Origin of the sequence: Mucilaginibacter aquariorum, assembly GCF_024498135.1 — a bacterium.
GTDB classification, from domain to species: domain Bacteria; phylum Bacteroidota; class Bacteroidia; order Sphingobacteriales; family Sphingobacteriaceae; genus Mucilaginibacter; species Mucilaginibacter aquariorum.
This window is the reverse complement of record NZ_JANHOH010000001.1, coordinates 729,240-751,441: the sequence shown is the minus strand read 5'-3', so window position 1 is coordinate 751,441 and position 22,202 is coordinate 729,240. Positions and strand designations below refer to the sequence as shown.

General features: G+C 40.0%; 22 protein-coding genes, 1 other RNA gene and 1 pseudogene. 7 read left to right on the top strand and 17 right to left on the bottom strand.

Features of this window, described 5'->3' with window-relative positions; all coding sequences use genetic code 11:
• Positions 1–29: 29 nt before the first annotated feature.
• Positions 30–1,280, top strand: a complete 1,251-nt coding sequence (locus NPE20_RS03210; protein ID WP_256537156.1) for a cation:proton antiporter — start codon at positions 30–32, stop codon at positions 1,278–1,280.
• Here NPE20_RS03210 and NPE20_RS03205 read toward each other — a convergent pair.
• From NPE20_RS03205 to NPE20_RS03170, 8 genes are all read right to left on the bottom strand, one after another.
• Positions 1,277–1,894: an FMN-binding negative transcriptional regulator gene (locus NPE20_RS03205; protein WP_256537155.1), complete on the bottom strand. Its 618-nt coding sequence runs from the start codon at positions 1,892–1,894 to the stop codon at positions 1,277–1,279. The genes NPE20_RS03210 and NPE20_RS03205 overlap by 4 nt on opposite strands.
• A 1-nt stretch (position 1,895) precedes the next feature.
• Positions 1,896–2,276 carry a hypothetical protein gene (locus NPE20_RS03200; protein WP_256537154.1) on the bottom strand — a complete coding sequence of 127 codons (381 nt, stop codon included), beginning with the start codon at positions 2,274–2,276 and terminating at the stop codon, positions 1,896–1,898.
• Between the two features lie 10 nt (positions 2,277–2,286).
• Positions 2,287–3,237, bottom strand: a complete 951-nt coding sequence (locus NPE20_RS03195) for a Rossmann-fold NAD(P)-binding domain-containing protein (protein ID WP_256537153.1) — start codon at positions 3,235–3,237, stop codon at positions 2,287–2,289.
• An 84-nt stretch (positions 3,238–3,321) separates the two neighbouring features.
• Entirely contained in the window at positions 3,322–4,452 is a 1,131-nt protein-coding gene (locus NPE20_RS03190) for an aspartate aminotransferase family protein (RefSeq protein ID WP_256537152.1), read from the bottom strand.
• 56 nt (positions 4,453–4,508) lie between these two features.
• Positions 4,509–5,507: an N-acetyl-gamma-glutamyl-phosphate reductase gene (gene argC, locus NPE20_RS03185; protein WP_256537151.1), complete on the bottom strand. Its 999-nt coding sequence runs from the start codon at positions 5,505–5,507 to the stop codon at positions 4,509–4,511.
• Positions 5,488–5,838, bottom strand: coding sequence for a cupin domain-containing protein (locus NPE20_RS03180; protein WP_256537150.1), 351 nt, complete (start codon positions 5,836–5,838; stop codon positions 5,488–5,490). Before NPE20_RS03180 ends, argC begins: the two co-directional genes overlap by 20 nt.
• Entirely contained in the window at positions 5,831–7,030 is a 1,200-nt protein-coding gene (argG, locus tag NPE20_RS03175; RefSeq protein WP_256537149.1) for an argininosuccinate synthase, read from the bottom strand. Before argG ends, NPE20_RS03180 begins: the two co-directional genes overlap by 8 nt.
• Positions 7,031–7,057: 27 nt before the next feature.
• Positions 7,058–7,711 carry a GNAT family N-acetyltransferase gene (locus NPE20_RS03170; protein WP_256537148.1) on the bottom strand — a complete coding sequence of 218 codons (654 nt, stop codon included), beginning with the start codon at positions 7,709–7,711 and terminating at the stop codon, positions 7,058–7,060.
• Positions 7,712–8,297: 586 nt separating this feature from the next.
• On the opposite strand from NPE20_RS03170, the gene NPE20_RS03165 reads away from it, so the two are divergent.
• Positions 8,298–9,167: an inositol oxygenase family protein gene (locus NPE20_RS03165; protein ID WP_256537147.1), complete on the top strand. Its 870-nt coding sequence runs from the start codon at positions 8,298–8,300 to the stop codon at positions 9,165–9,167.
• On the opposite strand, the gene NPE20_RS03160 is transcribed toward NPE20_RS03165, so the two are convergent.
• The 5 genes from NPE20_RS03160 to NPE20_RS03140 all read right to left on the bottom strand — a co-directional run bounded on the left by NPE20_RS03160 (position 9,164) and on the right by NPE20_RS03140 (position 13,934).
• Positions 9,164–10,177: a LacI family DNA-binding transcriptional regulator gene (locus NPE20_RS03160; protein ID WP_256537146.1), complete on the bottom strand. Its 1,014-nt coding sequence runs from the start codon at positions 10,175–10,177 to the stop codon at positions 9,164–9,166. The genes NPE20_RS03165 and NPE20_RS03160 overlap by 4 nt on opposite strands.
• Before the next feature lie 71 nt (positions 10,178–10,248).
• On the bottom strand, positions 10,249–11,205 hold the full coding sequence (locus tag NPE20_RS03155) for a YpdA family putative bacillithiol disulfide reductase (protein ID WP_256537145.1): 957 nt from the start codon (positions 11,203–11,205) through the stop codon (positions 10,249–10,251).
• Between the two features lie 103 nt (positions 11,206–11,308).
• Positions 11,309–11,407, bottom strand: an RNA gene (gene ffs, locus NPE20_RS03150) — signal recognition particle sRNA small type.
• Positions 11,408–11,719: 312 nt separating this feature from the next.
• Positions 11,720–12,427, bottom strand: a complete 708-nt coding sequence (locus tag NPE20_RS03145) for an LOG family protein (RefSeq protein ID WP_256537144.1) — start codon at positions 12,425–12,427, stop codon at positions 11,720–11,722.
• 22 nt (positions 12,428–12,449) lie between these two features.
• Entirely contained in the window at positions 12,450–13,934 is a 1,485-nt protein-coding gene (locus tag NPE20_RS03140; protein ID WP_256537143.1) for a sodium:solute symporter, read from the bottom strand.
• Positions 13,935–14,239: 305 nt separating this feature from the next.
• Between NPE20_RS03140 and trpA the strand changes: the two genes are divergently transcribed.
• The gene (gene trpA / locus NPE20_RS03135) at positions 14,240–15,010 is read left to right on the top strand and encodes a tryptophan synthase subunit alpha (RefSeq protein ID WP_256537142.1); all 771 of its coding nucleotides are present in this window, start codon (positions 14,240–14,242) and stop codon (positions 15,008–15,010) included.
• Here the strand turns inward: trpA and nhaA are convergent.
• From nhaA to sucC, 4 genes and pseudogenes are all read right to left on the bottom strand, one after another.
• Positions 15,000–16,145: a Na+/H+ antiporter NhaA gene (gene nhaA / locus NPE20_RS03130; RefSeq protein WP_256537141.1), complete on the bottom strand. Its 1,146-nt coding sequence runs from the start codon at positions 16,143–16,145 to the stop codon at positions 15,000–15,002. The two genes, trpA and nhaA, sit on opposite strands and share 11 nt — an antisense overlap.
• A gap of 43 nt (positions 16,146–16,188) precedes the next feature.
• Positions 16,189–16,809, bottom strand: coding sequence for an L-threonylcarbamoyladenylate synthase (locus NPE20_RS03125; protein ID WP_256537140.1), 621 nt, complete (start codon positions 16,807–16,809; stop codon positions 16,189–16,191).
• 106 nt (positions 16,810–16,915) lie between these two features.
• Positions 16,916–17,446 (bottom strand): YceI family protein, encoded by a 531-nt coding sequence (locus NPE20_RS03120; protein ID WP_256537139.1) that lies wholly within the window; start codon positions 17,444–17,446, stop codon positions 16,916–16,918.
• Between the two features lie 237 nt (positions 17,447–17,683).
• Positions 17,684–18,880: pseudogene (gene sucC / locus NPE20_RS03115) on the bottom strand (ADP-forming succinate--CoA ligase subunit beta); the annotation flags it as partial.
• A 178-nt stretch (positions 18,881–19,058) separates the two neighbouring features.
• Between sucC and NPE20_RS03110 the strand changes: the two are divergent.
• Genes NPE20_RS03110 through NPE20_RS03095 form a run of 4 tightly spaced genes read left to right on the top strand, consistent with a single transcriptional unit; the run spans position 19,059 to position 22,184 of the window.
• Complete coding sequence (locus NPE20_RS03110) at positions 19,059–19,718, top strand: ABC transporter ATP-binding protein (protein WP_256537137.1); 660 nt, start codon at positions 19,059–19,061, stop codon at positions 19,716–19,718.
• Positions 19,719–20,015: a hypothetical protein gene (locus NPE20_RS03105; protein WP_256537136.1), complete on the top strand. Its 297-nt coding sequence runs from the start codon at positions 19,719–19,721 to the stop codon at positions 20,013–20,015.
• Positions 19,996–20,613, top strand: coding sequence for an HAD hydrolase-like protein (locus NPE20_RS03100; RefSeq protein ID WP_256537135.1), 618 nt, complete (start codon positions 19,996–19,998; stop codon positions 20,611–20,613). The genes NPE20_RS03105 and NPE20_RS03100 overlap by 20 nt, the downstream gene beginning before the upstream one ends.
• 59 nt (positions 20,614–20,672) lie before the next feature.
• Positions 20,673–22,184: a S41 family peptidase gene (locus NPE20_RS03095; RefSeq protein WP_256537134.1), complete on the top strand. Its 1,512-nt coding sequence runs from the start codon at positions 20,673–20,675 to the stop codon at positions 22,182–22,184.
• Positions 22,185–22,202: the final 18 nt, after the last annotated feature.

Here is a 22,202-nt window from a genome sequence, read left to right as displayed (position 1 = left end):
CATAATTAAATTAATCCGACTCGACAGAAATGCCCCTGTTTTTAATTATCGCGCTTCTTGTAATATTAAGTGCAATTTATTCTTACATAAATGCGCGATGGCTAAAGCTACCCGGTACTATCGGCATCATGACGCTGGCCATTATTGGATCGGTACTTACCATAATTGTTGATCGCCTTAACCCAAGTATTGCAGATCACCTAACGGTGTTAGCCAAAAACATAAACTTTTCTACCACGGTTTTGAATATTATGCTGGGCTTCCTACTTTTTGCAAGCGCGTTTAATTTAGATGTGCGCAAGCTGAAAAAAGAGATGCGCCCTGTTTTCATATTAAGCACGTTAGGGGTTATTGTATCTACAGCAATTTTTGGTACGCTGCTATACTGGGTGACCGGATTAATCGACATTAAGATCCCCTATATCTACTGCCTACTGTTTGGTGCTCTGGTATCACCAACCGACCCTGTAGCTGTTGCAGCCATTATTACGGGTTCTAAGCTGCCCAATAACCTCGAAACCATTATCTCCGGCGAATCGTTATTTAACGATGGCATAGGGCTGGTATTATTTATTACGTTATTAGAGATAACACAATCAGGAACTGACAATATAGATTTTGCAAAAGCAGCTATTTTGTTTGTGCAAGAAGTATTTGGCGGAATAGCGATGGGGGCAATAACCGGGTATATGGCTTTCAAATTAATGAAATCTATAGATCATTTCCAGACCATTGTATTGGTATCGCTGTCATTAGTAATGCTGAACTCGGTAGTAGCGACACTGTTACATTTATCTATCCCGTTGGCGGTAGTAACGGCAGGTTTACTTGCCGGAGGGCGTTCTATTAATGTCGACAATAAAGATCACTCACACCAGGCACTCGAAAAATTTTGGACACTGATAGACGAGCTGTTGAACACCATGCTTTTTGTGATGATAGGCCTGCAAATGGTCAATTTACCTTTTATACAAAATTATTGGTTTACCGGTGCTATAGGAATACTGGTTTTGTTAGGGGCAAGATGGATGAGTATTATGCTGCCACTTACATTCCTGAGGCGGTCATTAAATATTAATTATAACAGCATCAATATATTAACCTGGGCAGGCTTGCGCGGTGGGATCTCTATTGCCCTGGCACTGGCTTTACCGGCGTCGCCATACCGGCATTTTATTTTATCGGGGACTTATTTTATCGTGATATTCTCTATCATTATACAAGGCCTAACCTTAAACAGAGTGATAAATGTGGCTTATAAAAATAACCCTAAAGATTAAGCTTCCTTTTTAAGCGATGACATATAAGCGGCTATTTCCTGCTCATTTTTATCTGTCGAATTACGGAGTGATGCAATGATGTTCTCACGCTCAATCTCTGTGCGGTTTTGGCTTAGTTTCTTCTTCGCCTGCAGATCGGTCACCACTATCTCGAAAGCAGTAATGCCATTCATCATTTTTAATTTATAATCATCCGGTAGTTTATCCCATTGTTTCTTGTAATCAGCTTCATAAAAGCCTATCATCTTTTCAAGCAGGGCGGCCACCTGCGTTTTATCGTCTATTAAAGTGGCTTTGCCATAAGCATGTACAGAGAGATAATTCCAGGTGGGTACGTTTTGTTCTTTCTCGTAATTGGATGGAGAAATATAAGCGTGTGGTTCGGTAAAGATCACCAGCGAGGTCTCGTTAAAAGCTGCTAAAGCCTGTGGATTCGCTTTGGCAAAGTGCGATACCAAAACCAATTGCCCGTTGCGCTGCTCAACTAAAAAGGGCAGGTGGGTAGCTTCGGGTACGCCATTCAACATCGTAACTATCGTAGCAAAGCTATACTTCTGCATAAAGCTGATAGCTTCCTGATTGTCGGATAGTTGAAAGTGTTTTGGTACGTACACGTTATTTTAATAAAGTGTTGTAATAGCTAACGTGATGTGGAAATAGCGTTTCGTATAATGGATACTCGATCCCTATAATATTAATCTCGAAGCCTTCGGCATCCATGCCAGAAATAGAACGTGATATACCTTGAATTAGGTTGAGAGCTTTATCCTCTACAATCAATGCTGGGATATTATTCGTGTTTATAAATTTACTCTCTGCATCTTCTGAAAAGGTTATATTGTTAATAACACAATATTTTCTCAGAAAATCATAATTAAACTTACTGTCGTTGAAATTAATATCGCCGAACACAACCCCCATAGGTGCATCGGCTTTTTCAAGTTTAGTAACTCCAATTTTTACATCGTCAAGAAAGATATCATATTCAATAGTCATAACCATTATATTACAACGCTTCCAGCATTTGTTTAAGCACAGCCTGCGCCGCCCAAACACGGTTACCAGCTTCATGGATCACTATAGACCTTGGCCCGTCCAGTATCTCTGAAGAAAGCTCCAGGTCGCGGCGTACAGGTAAGCAATGCATTACTTTGGCATTAGGTGCTACTGTATCAAGCTTAGCATTGCTCAGCATCCAATCCTCGTTACCGCCGGTTACCGCACCATAAGGCTCATAAGCCGACCAGTTTTTCACATAGATAAAATCAGCACCTTTTATGGCTTCATCCTGATCATGGGTGATGGTTGCGCCATTTGTAAAATCTGTAGAAAGCTCGTATCCTGCCGGGTGGGCGATGGTAAAATCCACATCAGCCTTGCACATCCATTCGGCAAAAGAGTTGGGTACAGCCTGTGGCAAGGGCTTTATATGCGGTGCCCAGGTTAATACCACCTTGGGGCGTGCTGTAGTTTTAAGTTCTTCAATGGTAACCAGATCGGCCAGGCTTTGCAGCGGGTGGCGGGTAGCAGATTCCAGGCTAACTACAGGTACCTTGCAAAACTCTACAAACTTGTTAAAAATGGTTTCACTATAGTCTTCCTCACGGTCTTTCAGTCCCGGGAAAGAACGCACGCCAATAATATCCGAATACTCACCCATAACACCGGCAGCTTCGCGGATATGCTCCACGGTAGTACCGTTCATTATCACGTTGTCGCGTAGCTCAAGCGCCCAGCCTTCTTTATCAATATTTAATACAATTACATTCATACCCAAATTCATGGCTGCCTTTTGGGTGCTCATGCGGGTACGCAGGCTTGGGTTCAGGAAAACGAGACTCAGAGTTTTATTCTTACCCAAATGTTGATGCGCGTATGGGTTTTGTTTCAATTGCAGCGCTTTGGCAACCAGTGCCGGCACATCTTTAACATCATTTACCGAAGAGAATAGTTTCATAGAGCCCCATTTTAGCCTCACCCTAAGTCCTCTCCATGGGAGAGGGACTTTGAATGATTATGTTGTAAAAATATATATCTAATACTAAGAATTGTTTAAAGTTGTAGTAAATGCTTCCAGGAACCTATCGGCATGCGCCCTGGTCAGGTTCAGTGCAGGTAATAATCTAACCACATTTGGTTTGGCTTCGCCTGTAAAGATCTTATGCTTAAATAATAGGTCTTTTTTAACGTTGCTCAGTTCTTCGGGCAGGTCTATACCTATCATTAAACCACGGCCACGCACTTCTTTTACCTTATCAAATTTCTTTAATTCTTCAATCAGGTAACCACCAACTTCGGCAGCGTTTTGCATCAGGTTATCACGTTCAATAACTTCAAGCACGGCTAAACCCGCGGCGCATGCCAGGTGGTTGCCACCAAATGTAGTGCCCAGCATACCATAAGCCGGCGCAATCTTAGGCGATATAATGATACCACCTACAGGGAAGCCATTACCCATACCTTTAGCCATGGAGTAGATATCGGCATTAATGCCTGCGAAATCATGCGAGAAGAATTCGCCTGTACGGCCGTAACCGCATTGTACCGAATCTGCTATAAAAACAGCGTTATGCGTATCGCAAAGCAACCTTATTTTTTGCAGGAAGCTAACCGGTGCAACCTGTATACCGCCAACACCCTGTATACCTTCAATAATTACAGATGATACTTCGTTGCTCTTAAAAGCCTCTTCCAAAGCAGCCTCATCATTCCATGGCAGGAATATCACATTATCCGTTTCGTTAACAGGGGCAACTATCTTTGGGTTATCTGTTGCAGCAACAGCCAATGATGTACGGCCGTGAAATGCCTTCCTAAAGGCAATGATTTTCCTTTTACCGTTATAAAACGATGCAAGTTTCAAAGCGTTCTCGTTAGCCTCGGCACCCGAGTTACACAAAAACAATTGGTAATCTTCTTTACCTGAAACATGGCCCAGTTTTTCGGCCAGTTGGGTTTGCAGTGGGATCTCAATAGAGTTGGAGTAAAAACCTATTTGCTGCAGCTGATCTTCTAAACGTTTTACGTAATGCGGATTAGTATGGCCTATTGAAATAACAGCATGACCGCCGTAAAGGTCAAGATACTCAGTGCCTTTGTCGTCATAAACAAGGCTACCTTCGCCTTTTACTATATTGATTGGATTGATTGGATATACGTCGAATAATTTCATTTTAAAACAGAAGAAAAATTAATACTTAATTGATAAACGCTATTGTGGCGAATGGCTTAAAAACCAGTCGCCTTAAGTCGTAATCCTGTGCGTTCATCTAAGCCAAACAACAGGTTCATATTTTGAACTGCCTGGCCCGAAGCACCTTTAAGTAAATTATCCATTATGCTCATTATGAATATCTTATTATCGTATTTCTTAACCTGCAAGAAGCATTTATTGGTGTTCACGATCTGCTTCAGGTCGATGTCTTTATTGGTTACATGTGTAAACGGATGGCCTGCATAATACTCCTGATAAAGCTTTAACGCCTCAGCTTCCGACAGGTCGCTTTCGGTGTAAATAGAAGCGATGATACCGCGGGTGAAGCCACCACGATAGGGCACAAAGTTTATATCTTTATCAAAAACACCTTGCAGTTGCCTTAATGATTGACCGATCTCGTTTAAATGCTGGTGATTAAAAACCTTGTAAACAGACAGGTTATCATTCCTCCAGGTAAAATGCGAGGTAGGAGAAAGGCTTTGGCCCGCACCGGTTGATCCGGTAGTTGCGGTTACATGTACCTCGCTTTTCAGCAAGCCTTTACTTGCAAGCGGTAATAAGCCTAATTGTAAACAGGTAGCAAAACAACCCGGGTTTGCTATATTATCAGCCGTTTTAATGGCTTCACGGTTCAACTCGGGCAAACCATATACAAAGCTTTTATTTTTAAATTTTGAGTTTTGACTTAACCTAAAATCCTGGCTTAAATCAATTATCATGATATGATCTGGGATCTCGTTAGCTTCTAAAAACTTTTTAGCATCGCCATGGCCAACACATAAAAACAATACGTCAACATTGTAGGCTAATTCAGCTGCAAACTTAAGGTCGGTATCGCCAAACAGATCGGTATGCACATCGTAAACATGGTTACCCGCATTGCTGTTGCTGTGTACAAATACTATCTCCACGTTTGGGTGATTAATAAGTATCCGCAACATTTCGCCACCGGTATAGCCTGCACCGCCTACAATACCTGCTCTTATATGTTTATAGGTTGATTCTGTCATTTTTTGTTGAGGGATAAGAATATAATATAAACTCAAGATCGGCCTGGTCTTTATTGCTGATGAAGTGCTTTTGGCCGGGAAGTATCAAAATACCCTGTTCCGGCTTCAGCATGCTTTCTACACCATCAATGGTCATAATGGCCCTGCCTTTTAAAATAAAGAACATCTGAGTTGCTTTTTCGTGATAGTGAAGCTGCTCAGCTGTATCAGGCGGCATTAGTTCTTGCTTAACAGATAATTCATCTGTATCTACAAAGTTCCAGCCATGGCAATCATCGCCCCACCTGTACTGGCTCAGGCATTCACTTCTCGAAAAAACAGGGTTACTCATTTGTGCCGTTTACTTTATGGTATATCATTACCTGGTTACCAAATATTTTGGAGAACCCTTTCACATCTTCGCCGCTCCATGAGTTATTCATTTCGCCGTAGCTACCAAACTTATTCGACATCAGATCATGATCAGACTCGATACCTACCACCTGGAAACGGTACGGATAAAGCTGAACAAATACCTTACCACTCACATTCTTTTGTGTATCAGTTAAAAATGCTTCCATATTACGCATAATAGGGTCGTGGAACTGTCCCTCGTGCAGCCAGTTACCATAGAAAGCAGATAACTGGTCTTTCCACGAAAGCTGCCATTTGGTTAACACATGCTTTTCTAACGTATGGTGAGCCTTAATAATTACCATTGGTGCAGCAGCCTCAAAACCCACACGGCCTTTAATACCGATAATGGTATCGCCCACATGGATATCACGGCCAATGCCGTAAGGTTGTGCTATTGCTTGTAAAGCCTGTATAGCTTTAGTTGGGTGATCGTATTTTTCGTTATTGATACCAACCAGTTCGCCTTGGTCAAAAACAAGTTCTAATGTTCTTGGCTCAGTTTCGGTAACCTGTGTAGGCCATGCTTCTTCAGGTAAACCTAAATTTGATGTTAATGTTTCTTTACCACCTACTGATGTTCCCCAAATACCTTTGTTGATAGAATACTTTGCTTTTTCAAAGTTCATTTCAACGCCGTGTTTTTTCAGGTATTCAATCTCTGCTTCGCGGCTTAGTTTCAAATCACGAATAGGAGTGATGATCTGAACTTCGGGCACAAGAATATTGAAGATCATATCAAAACGCACCTGATCGTTACCCGCGCCGGTACTGCCATGAGCAACATATTCGGCGCCAATCTCTTTGGCGTAATTGGCAATAGCAGTGGCCTGACTAACACGTTCGGCACTTACCGAAAGGGGATAGGTGTTGTTTTTTAACACGTTCCCGTATATAAGGAAACGTACACAGGTATTATAGAAGTTTTCGGTCTCGTCAACCACGTGATGCGAAGTTACGCCCATTTGGTAAGCGCGTTCTTCAACGCCCTTAAGCTCTTCGTCACTAAAACCACCTGTATTAACAATCACCGAGTGAACCTCGTAACCTAAGTCGCGTGTTAAATAAATGCAGCAAAATGATGTATCTAATCCTCCACTGTATGCCAGTACTACTTTTTTCTTGTCCATTATATATTATTAACCTGTAACCTTCTATTAACTAAACAAAACCATTTTCTCCATGCGTTTCTTTATCGCCGCTTCAATACGCTCTAATAACGTTGCTTTGTGCGTTATCTTTTTCATTTTCTCTTCGTATTGCTTCTGAATAGCTTCCGGATCAAAAAGCATGGCGGTGCACATGCAGTTTTTACGATCTTTGCTCATCAAAATATCGTAATTAACGCAGCTGCGACAGCCTTTCCAAAAATCTTCATCCTGAGTAAGTTCAGAATAGGTAACGGGCTCGTAACCAATTTCCGAATTGATCTTCATTACTGCCAAACCCGTAGTTAACCCAAAAAGTTTAGCTTTAGGATATTTTGTACGCGATAGTTCGAATATTTTATGTTTGATGGCTTTTGCCAAACCTGCTTTACGATAGATGGGGTTTACTATCAAGCCAGAGTTAGCCACGAAATCGCCATGGCTCCAGGTCTCGATATAGCAAAAGCCTGCCCAGGTACCGTCCTTATGCAAGGCTATAACAGCTTTGCCTTCCAGCATTTTGTTAGCGACATATTCCGGAGAACGCTGGGCAATACCAGTACCGCGCGCCTTGGCCGACTCTGCCATTTCATCACATATAATAGTGGCAAAGTCTGCATGTTGTGCAGTTGCTACGGTTATGTCAAAATCTTGTATGGTCATTATAATAGAAAAATTACCGTTAAATTATTGGCTTTATAAGGCCGTAATAATTAGATGGACGTTGTTTAAAGAAGTTTAATAAGGCTTCTTTGTTTGGGTGGAGATTAAAACCTAATTCAAACCCGTGGGATGAACACCCGTCGTCGGCTGGGGGGGAATAACAAAACAAAAGAAACTAAAGCAGCGGCAACCGGAGCAAAAAATGCACTGATATCCATTCTGTTTATGTTTTGTTTGATCATTTTCTTGAAAGTATGTGTACTTTTTAATTTTGTGCAAATTATTGCATTAAATTTTACTTATGCAAGAAAAAACTGTTATAATTTGCCTGCACGCATAAAACATTACAATTGAGAAATATTAATATAACAGAACAGTATCTGCAAAAGCTTAATTAATGTTGATTATTACTTCTGTTTTGTGATAATAATGCGGTTAACAAACATCTACGTAATCGTTTACGTAAATATACACCACACTTACTGCCAACATAACCATATGTTTTATTGAACTTTATAATACCAATTATAAAAGGACAGTCCTATTAACGCTGTTTTATCCGAAGGCTCAATAAAAAATTACTGATATGGAAAGTTTAAATGAAAATGAAATAGCACCGCTAAGTAGTTTGGATGTATGGGAAGATGATGTTTTAAAAAGATATCCGGAAGACGGCACAAAAAAAGCTAAAGAGGAGTTCAGGAATTACGATAGCCCGGAAAACGACTCGGTGCGCGAATTTTATAGGCTCAACCATAAATATCAAACCTATGATAATGTATTGGCAAAAAAGGCTAATTTTTTAAAGTTTGATAAAAAGGAAATGCCCTGGTGGGATGCCATGGATTATTTAAATACCCTGGTTGATGATTCTGATCCTGATACCTCTTTAGATCAGCTGCAACATTTACTGCAAACAGCCGAAGCCATTAGGGCCGACGGACATCCGGATTGGTTTGTATTAACCGGATTTATACATGATTTAGGCAAGGTATTATGCTTATTTGGCGAACCACAATGGAATGTTGTGGGAGATACCTTCCCGGTGGGTTGCAAGTTTTCGGACAAAATTGTATTCCCAGAATTTTTTGCTGCCAACCCTGATAATGACGACGAGCGTTTTAATACCAAATACGGCGTTTACACGCACCAGTGTGGGTTAGATAACATTCATATGTCGTGGGGACATGATGAATATTTGTATCATATAACTAAAGATTATCTTCCCGAACCCGCTTTATACATGATCCGTTATCATTCGTTTTATTCGCAGCATCGCGAAAACGCTTATGATCACCTGTTAAATGCCCACGATAAGGAGATGTTTAAATGGGTTGATAAATTTAACCCGTACGACTTGTATTCTAAAAGCCCTAAACCACCCGTAGTGGCCGAGTTAAAACCCTATTATGAAGATTTAATTGCTAAGTACTTACCCGAAACGGTTAAACTTTAATTTTTTTTAACAGCCGTAGATCCTCTCTCAATCAGATCCGATTTTAACACGACAACTTCGTTTGTGTCAACTTGTTTTTTATTCAATAGCTTTAAAATGAGGGTTGCGGCTGTTATACCTATTTCAAATGCGGGTTGTGTAATGGTTGTTAACGACGGGTTTAAGAATGGCGCTGTTTTTAAGTTAGAGAAGCTTACTATTTTAAGATCATCGGGGATATTTATATTTAGCTCTTCACATATAGCATAACAAGGCAGTACCAATTCTTCAATAGAGGAAATCAGGCCATCTGGTTTATTTTTAGTCAATAGATCTTTTATGTGCGAGTAATTTTGGTTTTCATCTTTATCGCAGTTAATTATTAGTGTTTCATCATAAGCAATGTTATTACTTGTCAATGCATCTATATAGCCGTTTAGTCGGTTTTTACCGGTTGAAAGGTTATTAAGTGCAAAAAGAAAGCTTATTTTTTTACAGCCGCATTCAATTAAGTGTTCTGTAGCGTTATATGCACTTTCATAATCGTTGGTTGTTATTTTAACAGCCTCCATATTGTCTAACGCCCTGTCAAAAAACACAACAGGGATGGTTTTATTTAGTTCGGTAAAATGATCCTTATTATTTGTTTCGCTCGATACTGAGATTAAAACCCCATCAACACGGCCGCTCACTAAACTTTTTATAAAGGCGGCTTCTATTTCGCTGTTTTCGTGGGTTTGATAAATTAATACATGATAGCCATGTTGCCTCGAAACTTCTTCGATGCCATTAATTGCCTGCGAAAAAAAATTATTGGCTATCTCGGGAACAATTACCGCCAGGGTTTTGGTTTTATGGCTTCGTAAAGTACTTGCCGATGGGTTAGGTTCATAATTTAGTTTTTTAGCTAAATCCCAAACCCTTTGTTTGGTTGCAGTGCTAATTTGGTAACTATCACTTAATGCCCTCGATACAGTGGCGGCCGACAAATTCAATTTAAGTGCAAGCTCTTTGATAGTGATATTACTCATAAGCCGGGGTTATGTAGTTAATATAAAGTTTTTCATCGATAATAAATATTGATCAATAAAAAAACCAACTCTTACTTCTTTCTCACAATATCATCAATTATCATATCCGCATGAATGCGTGAATTTTCGATAAACCAAAGGTGTGTATCCAATCCGCCGCAAACCACGCCGGCAAGGTATAGTCCCGCCTGGTTGGTTTCCATAGTTTCGTGATTGTATTCGGGTATGAATTTATCTTTGGATAGTTTAATGCCCAGCTTTGCCAGAAAATCAAAATTAGGCTTATAACCCGTCATGGCCATAACAAAATCATTAGGGATGGTTATTTTACCTTCCGGGGTATGTATATCAACCTCCGTTTGGCGGATAGCAGCAAGGTTTGAGTTGAAATAAGCCTTAATGCTGCCTTCTTTTATACGATTGATGATATCCGGCCGCACCCAGTATTTAACCCGGGGGCTAATCTCGGGGCCGCGAACCACAAGTGTAACCTCGGCACCCTTGCGGTAAGTTTCTAAAGCCACGTCAATAGCGGAATTGCTGCTGCCCACCACAACAACTTTTTGCAAGGTGTAATAATGCGGGTCCTGATAATAGTGTTTTACCTTAGGCAGGTCTTCGCCGGGGATATTTAAATTTACAGCTATATCATAAAACCCTGTTGAAAGGATCACTTTTTTTGCCCGGTAAGTAGCTTTTGAAGTGACGATAGTATAGCCGCCATCTGTGGGTTTTACATCGGTTACTTCTTCAAATAAGTTTAATGGCAGGTTGTTAGACAAAGCCACACGGCGATAATATTCTAAGGCATCGGCACGGGTTGGTTTTGTGTGTACGGTAACAAAAGGCACGCCTCCAATTTCCAGTTTTTCTGATGTAGAGAAGAATGTCATGGTAGAAGGGTAGTTGTACAATGAATTTACCAGGCAGCCTTTTTCAACAATAACAAAACTTAATCCGGCTTTTTGAGCTGCCAGTCCGCAGGCTAAACCAATGGGGCCACCGCCTATAATAAGTATATCGAGCATGTGCGAAGATAATTAGTTTGGCCGGAAGAAATGTATTTTGAATGTTGAATATCTGTGAGTTTGATATCCAATTATGCCCTTTTAGAAAAAACAGGGCATAAAAATGGGATAAGCTACTCTTATCGCGCCGCTCAACTCTCTACCCTTGCTGCGTTCCCACCCTGGGGGAGTTCAAGAGGAGCTGGCCGTAAAAGACTTATCCCGCCGCAAAGATAGAAAAAGGATGCATTTTAGGTTAAGAAATTATTAAAAAAGGAAATTAAGGAGCGTAGCGGTTGATTATCAGGAAGATTAATTAGAAATATTACTTGCGCTGATTTATAATCAGTGCTTAACATGGGTTAGCGCTTATATCGCTCCACCGCATCACAGATGCTAAACCATGTTAAGCACTCGTCGCAGACGAGCGCAAGAAGAGTCGTCACAGAACCGCCTAAGAAGAAAAAGCAATTTGTTCCTAAGCAAAAAAGCGGCCTGTACATACAAACCGCCTTTTTTGGAAACATATTCAACTTTAAAAGTTTGGTTTCAACACATACTTATCATAGAAACGGAAGATATGTTCCGCGGCTTCTTCGGCAGTATCAACCACGCGGTAAAGGTTAAGGTCATCCGCGCTGATGTTGTGCTCGTCTGCCAGCATACGTTCTTCAACCCATTTAAACAGGCCACCCCAATATTCAACCCCAACAAAAACGATAGGGAAGCGGGCTATTTTGCCGGTTTGTATCAGCGTTATTGCTTCAAACGATTCATCCATAGTACCAAAGCCTCCCGGCAATACTATAAAGCCCTGCGAATACTTCATAAACATAACCTTACGGATAAAGAAGTAATCAAACTCCAGTATTTTATCCCTGTCGATATATTTATTGTGGAACTGTTCAAAAGGGAGCTCGATATTTAAGCCTACCGACTTACCACCGGCCTCGTAAGCGCCTTTATTAGCTGCCTCCATAATACCCGGCCCACCGCCTGATATTACGCCATAGCCACGCTCTGTAAGCAAGCGGGCAGTGTTTTCGGCCAGTTTATAGTACTTGTTATCATTATGTGTACGTGCCGACCCAAAGATGGATACGCATGGGCCAATTTTTGCTAGTTTTTCAAAGCCGTCTACAAACTCGGCCATTATTTTAAATATTTGCCAGGAATCGGTAACCTTAATTTCCTGCCAGTTTTTGTTCTCAAATGCTTGTCTTATTTTTTCTTCACCAGTCATGTTCTATAATAAAAAAGTATAACTATAATGTTGCAAGCTTTGTTTTCTTATGCGAGCTTAGCAACAGGCCACCAAAGGTAATTAATCCGTTTACAATGATAAGTTCATTGTCGAAAACATAACCTCCTAAAAGGTTTTTTGACTCGGTACTGAGGAAGTAACAAACCGCTGGGGATATCAAACAAATAAACGGCACGAGCTTATCATTAACCTGCCTGTTACTCATAAATAAACCAAAGCTGTAAAGCCCCAATAATGGCCCATAAGTGTATGATGCTACCTTGAATATAGCGGTTACAACGGCATCATTATTCAGCGCGTTGAACATAATTATCGTGAGGAACATAAGGCCCGAAAAAGCGATATGCACATAATGGCGCACATTAACCATTTTCTTGCTGTTTACATCACCGCGTTTATTGAAATTTAAGAAATCTACACAGAAGGAAGTTGTTAACGCTGTAAGCGCCGAATCGGTAGTGGCAAAAGTTGCCGCGGTTAAGCCCAGCATAAACACCATTGCAGGTATTATACCCAGGTATTGTAAAGCGATGGTAGGGTATAGGTAATCGGTTTTTGCTACCGTAATACCATTGCGTTGCGCATATATGTATAATAAAGCACCAACACTTAAAAAGAAAATGTTGATCACCACAAATACCGCGGTAAAGCTGAACATGTTTTTCTGTGCCTCTTTTATATTTTTCAAGCTCAGGTTTTTTTGCATCAGGTCCTGGTCAAGGCCGGTCATACCAACCGTAATGAATAAGCCACCCAGGAACTGTTTACTTAGATGGAAGTGGCTGCCCAGAAAATCATTAAAGAAAAATATTTTAGAGTAACTGCTGTTTTTGATGGCCTCGGCTGCTTCAAATATATTGTAGTTAAGGCTGTCACAAATAAAATAGATAGATAGGAACACCGATGATACCAGGAATAAGGTTTGCAGGCTATCGGTTATAATAATAGTTTTTAAGCCGCCTTTAAACGTGTACGACCATATGAGCACCAGGCATATCAGCACTGTTACCGCAAATGGCACACCATAGCTGTCAAAAATGAATTTCTGCAATACAATAACCACCAGATACAGCCTGAATGATGAGCCGATGGTACGGCTAAGCAAGAAAATGGCTGCTGCTGTTTTATAGCTCCAAGTACCCAAAGCTTGTTCAATATAACTATATATAGATGTAAGCTTTAAGCGGTAATATAAGGGTAACAGTACAGTGGCTATTATAATAAAACCTGCCGCGTTACCCAGCACAAATTGAAAGTAGGCAAATTGGTCGCCACTTGGAGCACCTACTTTACCGGGTACCGATATAAAAGTCACACCACTTAATGCCGTACCTATCATCCCGAAGGCAACTAAATACCATTTGGAATTACGGTTAGCTACAAAAAAGGTATCGTTATCTGATGATTTTTTTGAGGTGAGATATGATATCACCAAGAGTACTAAAAAGTAACCAACTATAAATGAGAGTAATATTCCGGGAGACATAATTCTTCAGGGTTTAATGCATATCTGCTAAAAGCAGATTGCTCTAAAGTAGAGGTTAGGATCAGCAAAACAAAATTAATTAACTATAATAGCAGGCAATTAACCACAGACGTCACAGAGAAAAATACACAAAGAGCACAAAGATTAATAATTTAAAAAACTTAGTGGCCTCTGTGAAAAAACTCTGTGTCGTCTGTGGTAAAATATTCTTATCATGCTATAAAAGACATTTATTAACGATATTTTTGCAGCTGCCTGCCAACTAATTTTTGCAGGTAAGGAATATGGCAAACACAACATCTCCAATGAACAGACTGAACCAGCTTTTTGCAACAAAAAATAAAAACCTGCTTTCGATATACTTTACTGCCGGTTATCCGGAACTGAACACCACTGTTGATATTGCCGAAGCATTAGAAAAAGCCGGCGCCGATTTCCTGGAGATAGGTTTCCCATATTCGGACCCGGTTGCAGACGGGCCAACTATACAGCATAGCTCGCAAACGGCGCTGGATAATGGCATGAATCTTCATCTGCTGTTTGAGCAATTGAAAGATCTGCGTAGCCGCGTAAGCATCCCCATTTTGTTAATGGGTTATGTTAACCCAATAGTGCAGTTTGGTGTTGAGCGCTTTTGCAAAGCGGCAGCTGCGGTAGGCGTAGATGGTATTATTGTACCCGACTTGCCGATGTACGAATACGAACTGCTTTACAGCAATTATTTTGAGGATAATGACCTGAGCAATATATTCCTGGTTACCCCGCAAACATCTGAAGAACGCATCCGTAAGATTGACAGGTTAAGCAATAGCTTTATCTACTTGCTTTCGTCATCATCAATAACGGGTGGCAATTTACAGCTTACAGATAGCATTGAAGGTTACTATAACCGCATTAAAGCCATGGAGTTGAAAAACCCAACTATTATAGGTTTTGGCATATCAGACCATAAATCTTTCCGCAAAGCTTGCCAATATGCTAATGGCGCTATTGTAGGAAGCGCTTTTGTGAAACTACTTGCCGAAGATAATTACATGGACAAGATCCCTGCCTTTATTGGCAATATTAAGTCGTAGTCCTTTTTACCCGGACAAGAAATATATAGCCAATTGCCGCTGCTGATAACGAAGTGACTAATATGGTGAACTTTGCCTGGCTTTGTAATTCGACATCAGCAAAGGAAAGCAGCGCCATAAATATAGACATGGTAAAACCGATCCCTGCTAATTGACCAATTCCCCAAACTTGAGTCCATTTTACGCCATCGGCTAATTTTGATAGCTTAAGTTTTACTGCCAGCCAGCTAAACAGCGTTATGCCTATGGGCTTGCCCAACAGCAAACCAAATAAGATCCCTGCTGATAGAGGATTTATAATATTACCACCGGCCAGGCTTTCCACGATATTTATATTAGAGTTAGCCAGGGCGAATAACGGTACAATGATAAAATTTACCGGGTTCTCCAGCAGGTGTATCAGCTTCTTTAACGGAGAGAAACCCAACTTAATATTATGTGGGATAGCCATTGCGGTTAACACCCCGGCCACAGTTGCATGTATGCCGCTGTGATGGATAAAATACCACATAAATACTCCCGGAATAAGGTATGCCGCCAAATAACGTACATTAAAGCGGTTAAATATTAGCTGTAAAATAAACATAGCCAATGCCAGTAACAGATAAGTTGTATGCAGCCCGGCCGAATAGAATATGGCGATAACCAATATCGCCCCAAGATCATCTACAATTGCCAGTGCTTTTATAAACACCTGCAACGATTGTGGTACCCTCGATTTGATGACGCTGATGATAGCCACTACAAAAGCAATATCGGTAGCCATAGGGATACCCCAGCCTTTACCGGTGGCTGTGTTTAGATTAATGAGCGCATATATTGCGGCAGGAATAAGCATGCCGCCAATGGCCGCAAATACGGGTAGGGTGGCCGATTGTTTATCAGATAATTCGCCATTTAATACTTCGTCTTTAATCTCGAGACCAACCAGCAGGAAGAAGATGGCCATTAAACCATCGTTTATCCAGGCAAGGGTAGTATAGGGGCCAATGGTAGTTTCCAAAACGCCATTAAACGGATCATTAAAGCCAAAATTCGCCACTAAAAGGGATATAATAACGCAGGCAATTAAAATGCCCCCACCAGTGGCATAAGAGCGTATAAATTCAGCAAATTGTTTAAGGTTTGTTATCAAATTTTTATTTGCCGGTTATAAAGACAGCACGGTAAATATAAGATTATAAATATTCTTCCAACTCGCCTTTACCTTCACGAATAACCTCGAAGCCACCGGATGTACAATCTATAACGGTTGAAGGGATATTTTCGCCATAACCGCCGTCAATTACCAGATCAACCAGGTCTTCATATTTTTCATGGATCAGTTCGGGGTCGGTAGAGTATTCTATGATATCATCTTCATCGTGGATAGAAGTTGATAGGATAGGGTTGCCCAGTACTTTTACAATTTCGCGGGCTATGTTGTTATCCGGAACACGGATACCTACTGTTTTTTTGTTTGAACTTAACAGTTTTGGTACGGCGTGGCTGGCATTAAAAATAAAGGTGAACGGTCCCGGCAGCGCTTTCTTTAATACACGAAACGTGGCGTTATCAATAGGTTTTATATAATCTGATATATGACTAAGATCATAACAGATAAAAGAGAAATTGGCTTTCTCTGGTTTGATATTCCTTATTTTACATATTCTTTCGATAGCCTTTTGATTGGTGATATCGCAACCCAAACCATAAACGGTATCGGTAGGGTATATAATGAGGCCGCCTTTGCGCAATACATCAGCCACCTGTTCTATTGCTTTCTCGTTTGGGTTTTCGGGGTATATCTTTATTAGCATAATGCAAAATCGGGTTTCAAACTTGATATAATACAAAAATGCCGAATAAATGTTATATCCGGCATTTTAAATCAATTCGAAATTTCAATTTCGATATCAGAACTACTTATGCTTGCTTCGCAAACTGTATGTTCATGTTTAGTTTAATGTCTTCACCTACCACTATGGAACCTGCTTCGGTAACGCCATCCCATACTAAGCCAAACTCTTTACGGTTAATTTTACCGGTAACTTCAAAGCCGGCTTTTGTGTTGCCATAAAAATCGCCGGCAGAACCACCGTACTCAACTGCAAGGGTAACCGGTTTTGTAATATCTTTAATTGTAAGGTCACCTACTAATTTATAGTCATCACCGTCTGCTGTGAAAGAAGTTGATTTAAAAGTGATCTTGGGGTATGTTGCCGCGTCAAAAAACTCAGCAGATTTTAAGTGCTCGTCGCGTTGTGGTTGTGTAGTATCTATACTATTCACATCCAGTGAAAACTCAATTTTAGCACCTGTAAAATCTTCGTTCTCTGTTTCAAGTTGTCCTTCAAATGATTTGAAGAAACCGCTTACAGTTGATATTACAAGGTGTTTTACTTTAAATTGTACTTCTGAGTGCATTGGGTCTAATACCCATTTTGTTGTTGCCATGATATTTTATGTTTTTAGTTTTGTTTCTTATTAACTATAGAACAAAGATAATAATAGATGTTTAAACATCTATTATATTTTCAAACAATTACAATCAACAGACATTCGCATACATAACCAAATAAATAGGGGCATTGTTTATTAAGTTTATATTATCATTCATGTTTCAAAAATCACCGATAAAAAAAAGGGGGCCAATTGGCCCCCTTCATATTTAAGGTTAGTTAATCTTTAAAATTAAAGCGCTAAAACTTCTTTAACTCTGTCTGCAGCTTCTTTTAAAAGGATAGCAGAGTAAACCTTCAAACCCGAGTTATCAATCAGTTGTTTACCTTCTTCGGCATTTGTGCCTTGTAAACGAACAATGATAGGAACAGGGATATTGCCAATTTCGTTATAAGCATCAATAACACCTTGTGCAACACGGTCGCAACGAACAATGCCACCAAAAATGTTGATCAGGATAGCTTTAACGTTAGGATCTTGCAAAATGATATTAAAACCGGCTTTAACAGTAGCTGCATTAGCAGTACCACCAACATCAAGGAAGTTAGCAGGTTCGCCACCGGCAATTTTAATAATATCCATAGTTGCCATAGCTAAACCGGCACCATTAACCATACAGCCAACGTTACCATCAAGCTTAACATAGTTAAGGTTTGATTTGCTTGCTTCAACTTCGGTAGGGTCTTCCTCGTCAGTATCACGCAGTGCAGCATAATCTGCGTGGCGGTATAACGCGTTATCATCAATATTAACTTTAGCATCAACGGCTAAAATTTTATTATCAGATGTTTTTAATACCGGGTTTATTTCAAACTGTGAAGAATCGGTAGCATCATACGCTTTATATAAAGCGGTGATGAATTTTACCATATCCTTAAACGCATCGCCCGATAGGCCCAGGTTAAAGGCAATTTTACGTGCCTGGAAACCTTGTAAACCAACTTTAGGGTCAATTTCTTCTTTGTGTATCAACTCTGGTGTAGAGTGTGCTACCTCTTCAATATCCATGCCACCCTCGGTAGAATACATGATAATGTTACGGCCTTTAGCACGGTCAAGTAATACGCTTATATAATATTCTTTTACTTCGCTTTCGCCCGGATAGTAAACATCCTGCGCAACCAAAACCTTTTTTACCAGTTTACCTTCGGGGCCGGTTTGCGGGGTTATCAATTGCATGCCTATTATATTGCCTGCAATTTCTTTAACCTGTTCAAGATTTTTAGCCAGCTTTACGCCGCCGCCTTTACCACGGCCACCTGCGTGTATCTGTGCTTTTATAACTGTCCAGTCCGACCCGAAGTCTTCCTTCATTTTCTGAGCAGCAGCAACAGCCTCTTCAGGTGTATCTGCAACTATGCCTTCCTGTACTCTTACGCCAAAGCTTTTTAGTATCGCTTTGCCCTGATATTCGTGAATGTTCATGTTATTTGAAGAATTTGCGGTAAAGCTACTATTTTCGTTTTAAAGATTAGTGGGTAGGGGTTAGAGATTTGTAATATTTACGGTAATTGTTTTGTGATAATTATACTGCTATGGATGTTTTTTATGATTTTAAATAATACCTGACCACCAATTAACTAATCTCTATTCACTAAATTTGCCCATGCTTAAAGCACAATCGATAAATAAATCATACGGAAAGCTCCATATATTAAAAGGGGTAGACCTTGAAGTAGAACGCGGCGAAATTGTAACAATTGTAGGTGCATCAGGCGCAGGTAAAAGCTCGCTATTAAATATACTCGGAACATTAGATGCCTCGGATTCAGGCCAGTTATTTATTGATAATGTTGAGGTTAGCAAACTTAGCAACAAGTACTTAAGCGAGTTTCGCAATCGAAAGATCGGCTTTATTTTTCAGTTCCATCATTTACTGGTAGAGTTTAACGCTATTGAAAATGTGTGCATACCCGCGTTTATAGCAGGTTTACCACGCGCCGAAGCCGAGAAAAAAGCAAGGGAATTGTTAGAGATGCTTGGCCTGGGTGATAGGATCACGCATAAACCGGCAGAACTATCCGGCGGTGAGCAGCAGCGCGTTGCTGTGGCAAGGGCGCTTATAAATAACCCGGCCCTAATATTTGCAGATGAACCATCTGGTAACCTCGATTCGAAAAACGCGCTTGAACTGCACGAACTTTTTATAAAACTACGCAACGATTTTAACCAAACCTTTGTAATTGTAACCCATAACCAGGACCTGTCTGACATGAGCGACCGCACCATATTGATGAAAGACGGGTTAATTGTAAATAATTTATAGGTGAAAATACTTATTACCGCCGCTACATCGGCCCAGGCCCATAAGCTTAAAAATACTTTGAATAATGATGAAGTTGTTATGGGCGATTTTAATGAGCTACCCGTTTTTATGGGAATGCTGAAATTACCCAACCCTGCATCAGATACTTATGCGCACGAAATGCTAACATTTTGTTTAGATAATAACATTGATACCGCTTATTTGCTGAACAAGCAGGAGGCAGATGTATTGCTATTATCCGGCCAATTATTTAAGGAGTATAATATTAATATTATAAATGGAAGCCATAACATATAGCGATATAGACCCGCGTAAAAAAGCTTTTATTTTTGAGCTGGATGATGTGCTTTACCCCGCAAAAGATTATTACTTCCAGATCTATTACCTTTTTGCGAATTTATTGGAATACACCGAATTAAATAGCGCCGCCAAGACAACCGATCTGATGATAGATACATATATCCAGAAAGGAGAGGGGGAAGTGTTTAACACAATAGCGGCTGAGTTAAACGTTGATGAAAAGTATCGTAAAAATTTAGAGATAATGTTATTAACATCTCGCCTTCCATTAAAATTGCTGCTATACAAAAATATGCTTAGCTTTATGCAGGAAGTGGTTTTAGACCGTAAAAAGCTTTTTATAGTAACAAACGGTAACCCACAGCAACAGCTTAATAAGCTACGGCAAGTGGAGTGGCATGGGTTAGAGCCCTACCTTATCTGTTACTTTGCTGATGAAAGCCTCCCTAAACCCGAACCGGATGTGTTGCACTTGTTAATGAAAGAGCATAACCTGGAACGCAGAGACTTAATTATGATAGAAGGTTCGGATACAGATAAGTTATGCGCCGAAGCATGTGGTATAGACTATTTAAATGTCAAAGATATCATATAAATCAGTGATATAATATAAATATAATAATATCGTTAACTCGTAAATAATTAATATAAAATATGAAGAAAATATTTTACTTATTTCTATTGCTTTCGGCAGTAGGTATAACATCTTGTAAAAAGGATAAAAAAGTAACACCAACCCCATCAGCATTAGATCTGATAAAAGATTCGGTGTATCTGTATACAAAAGAAACTTACTATTGGAATAAAAGCCTGCCAACTTATGAGGCATTTAAACCCCGTTCGTTTAGTGGCACTAATGATCTGGACGCATTATCAACCGAAGTTGATGCGTTATCGCAATACGCTATTAACCCTGCAACCGGTAAGCCTTATGAATACTATTCACCGGCACCTGGTTATGCAAAATATTCTTTTATTGACGATGGAAGCGTATCCGGCGAGTTAGGTGGTGTAAAAGGCGACTTTGGTTTTGCACCTTCATACGGCACAACAGAGAATGATTTAAGGGTAAAATATGTTTATCCGGGTTCGCCTGCCGATGTTAAAGGCCTAAAAAGAGGCTATCAAATTACTGCTATAAATGGCCGTAGTGGCTCTGGTTTAACTTATGATGGAGATGGTTCAGGAGCTAATGTGAATTTTATTGTTAATGCTTATAATAGTAGTCCAACTATTACCATGACCCTTAAAAAGCCAGATGGTAACAGTTTTAATGTATCTATGGCAACGGGCAGTTACATTGTTAACCCTGTTTTAGCTACAAACATTGTTGATGCAGGTGGTGGCAAAAAGGTAGGTTATATTGTATTTAACAGCTTTACAGAAGATGCCAACGCCAAGCCTAAACTTGATGCTGCATTTAGCAATTTTGCAGCACAGGGCGTAACAGATCTGGTAGTTGATCTGCGCTATAACGGTGGCGGTTATGTTTCAACAGCCGAATATTTAAGCGATTTAATTGCGCCTTCATCTGCCAACGGTTCGTTAATGTATTCTACATTTTATAATGATGATCTTCAGCATGATATTCACCCCTTATTAAGTAAGATCTACAATATTAAAACCGGCGAATTTTTGCCTACCGATCCATCCAACCAGGCAAAGTTTGCTAAAGCGGGTAATTTAAATATCAGCAGGGTATTTTTTATTGTTACAAATTCTACAGCATCAGCAAGTGAGCTTACAATAAATAATTTAATACCTAAAATGGATGTTAAACTTATTGGAACAACAAGTTATGGTAAACCGGTGGGTTTCTTTGCCATCGATATTAATAAATATCAATTGTATGTACCTCAGTTTGAAACCAAAAACTCTGCCGGCAACGGGGGATATTATGATGGTATGAAGCCTGGTTCTACTAAATACCCGGGAGTTGAAGACTTTGATGACGTAAGTAAAGAGTTTGGTGACCCAACCGAAAGTTTATTTGCCTATGCTATTAACTATGTAAAAAACGGTGTGTTCTCTATTCCAACTAAACGCATACAAAGCACATCTAATCTTAAAACCTTGTCTATGGATGAAGCAAAAAGAATGACTACCCAAATGGATAAAAAACAGTTTAAGGGTATGATATATGATCATCTGAAGCTTAAAAAATAAGCTGGTCTGCATAAACAA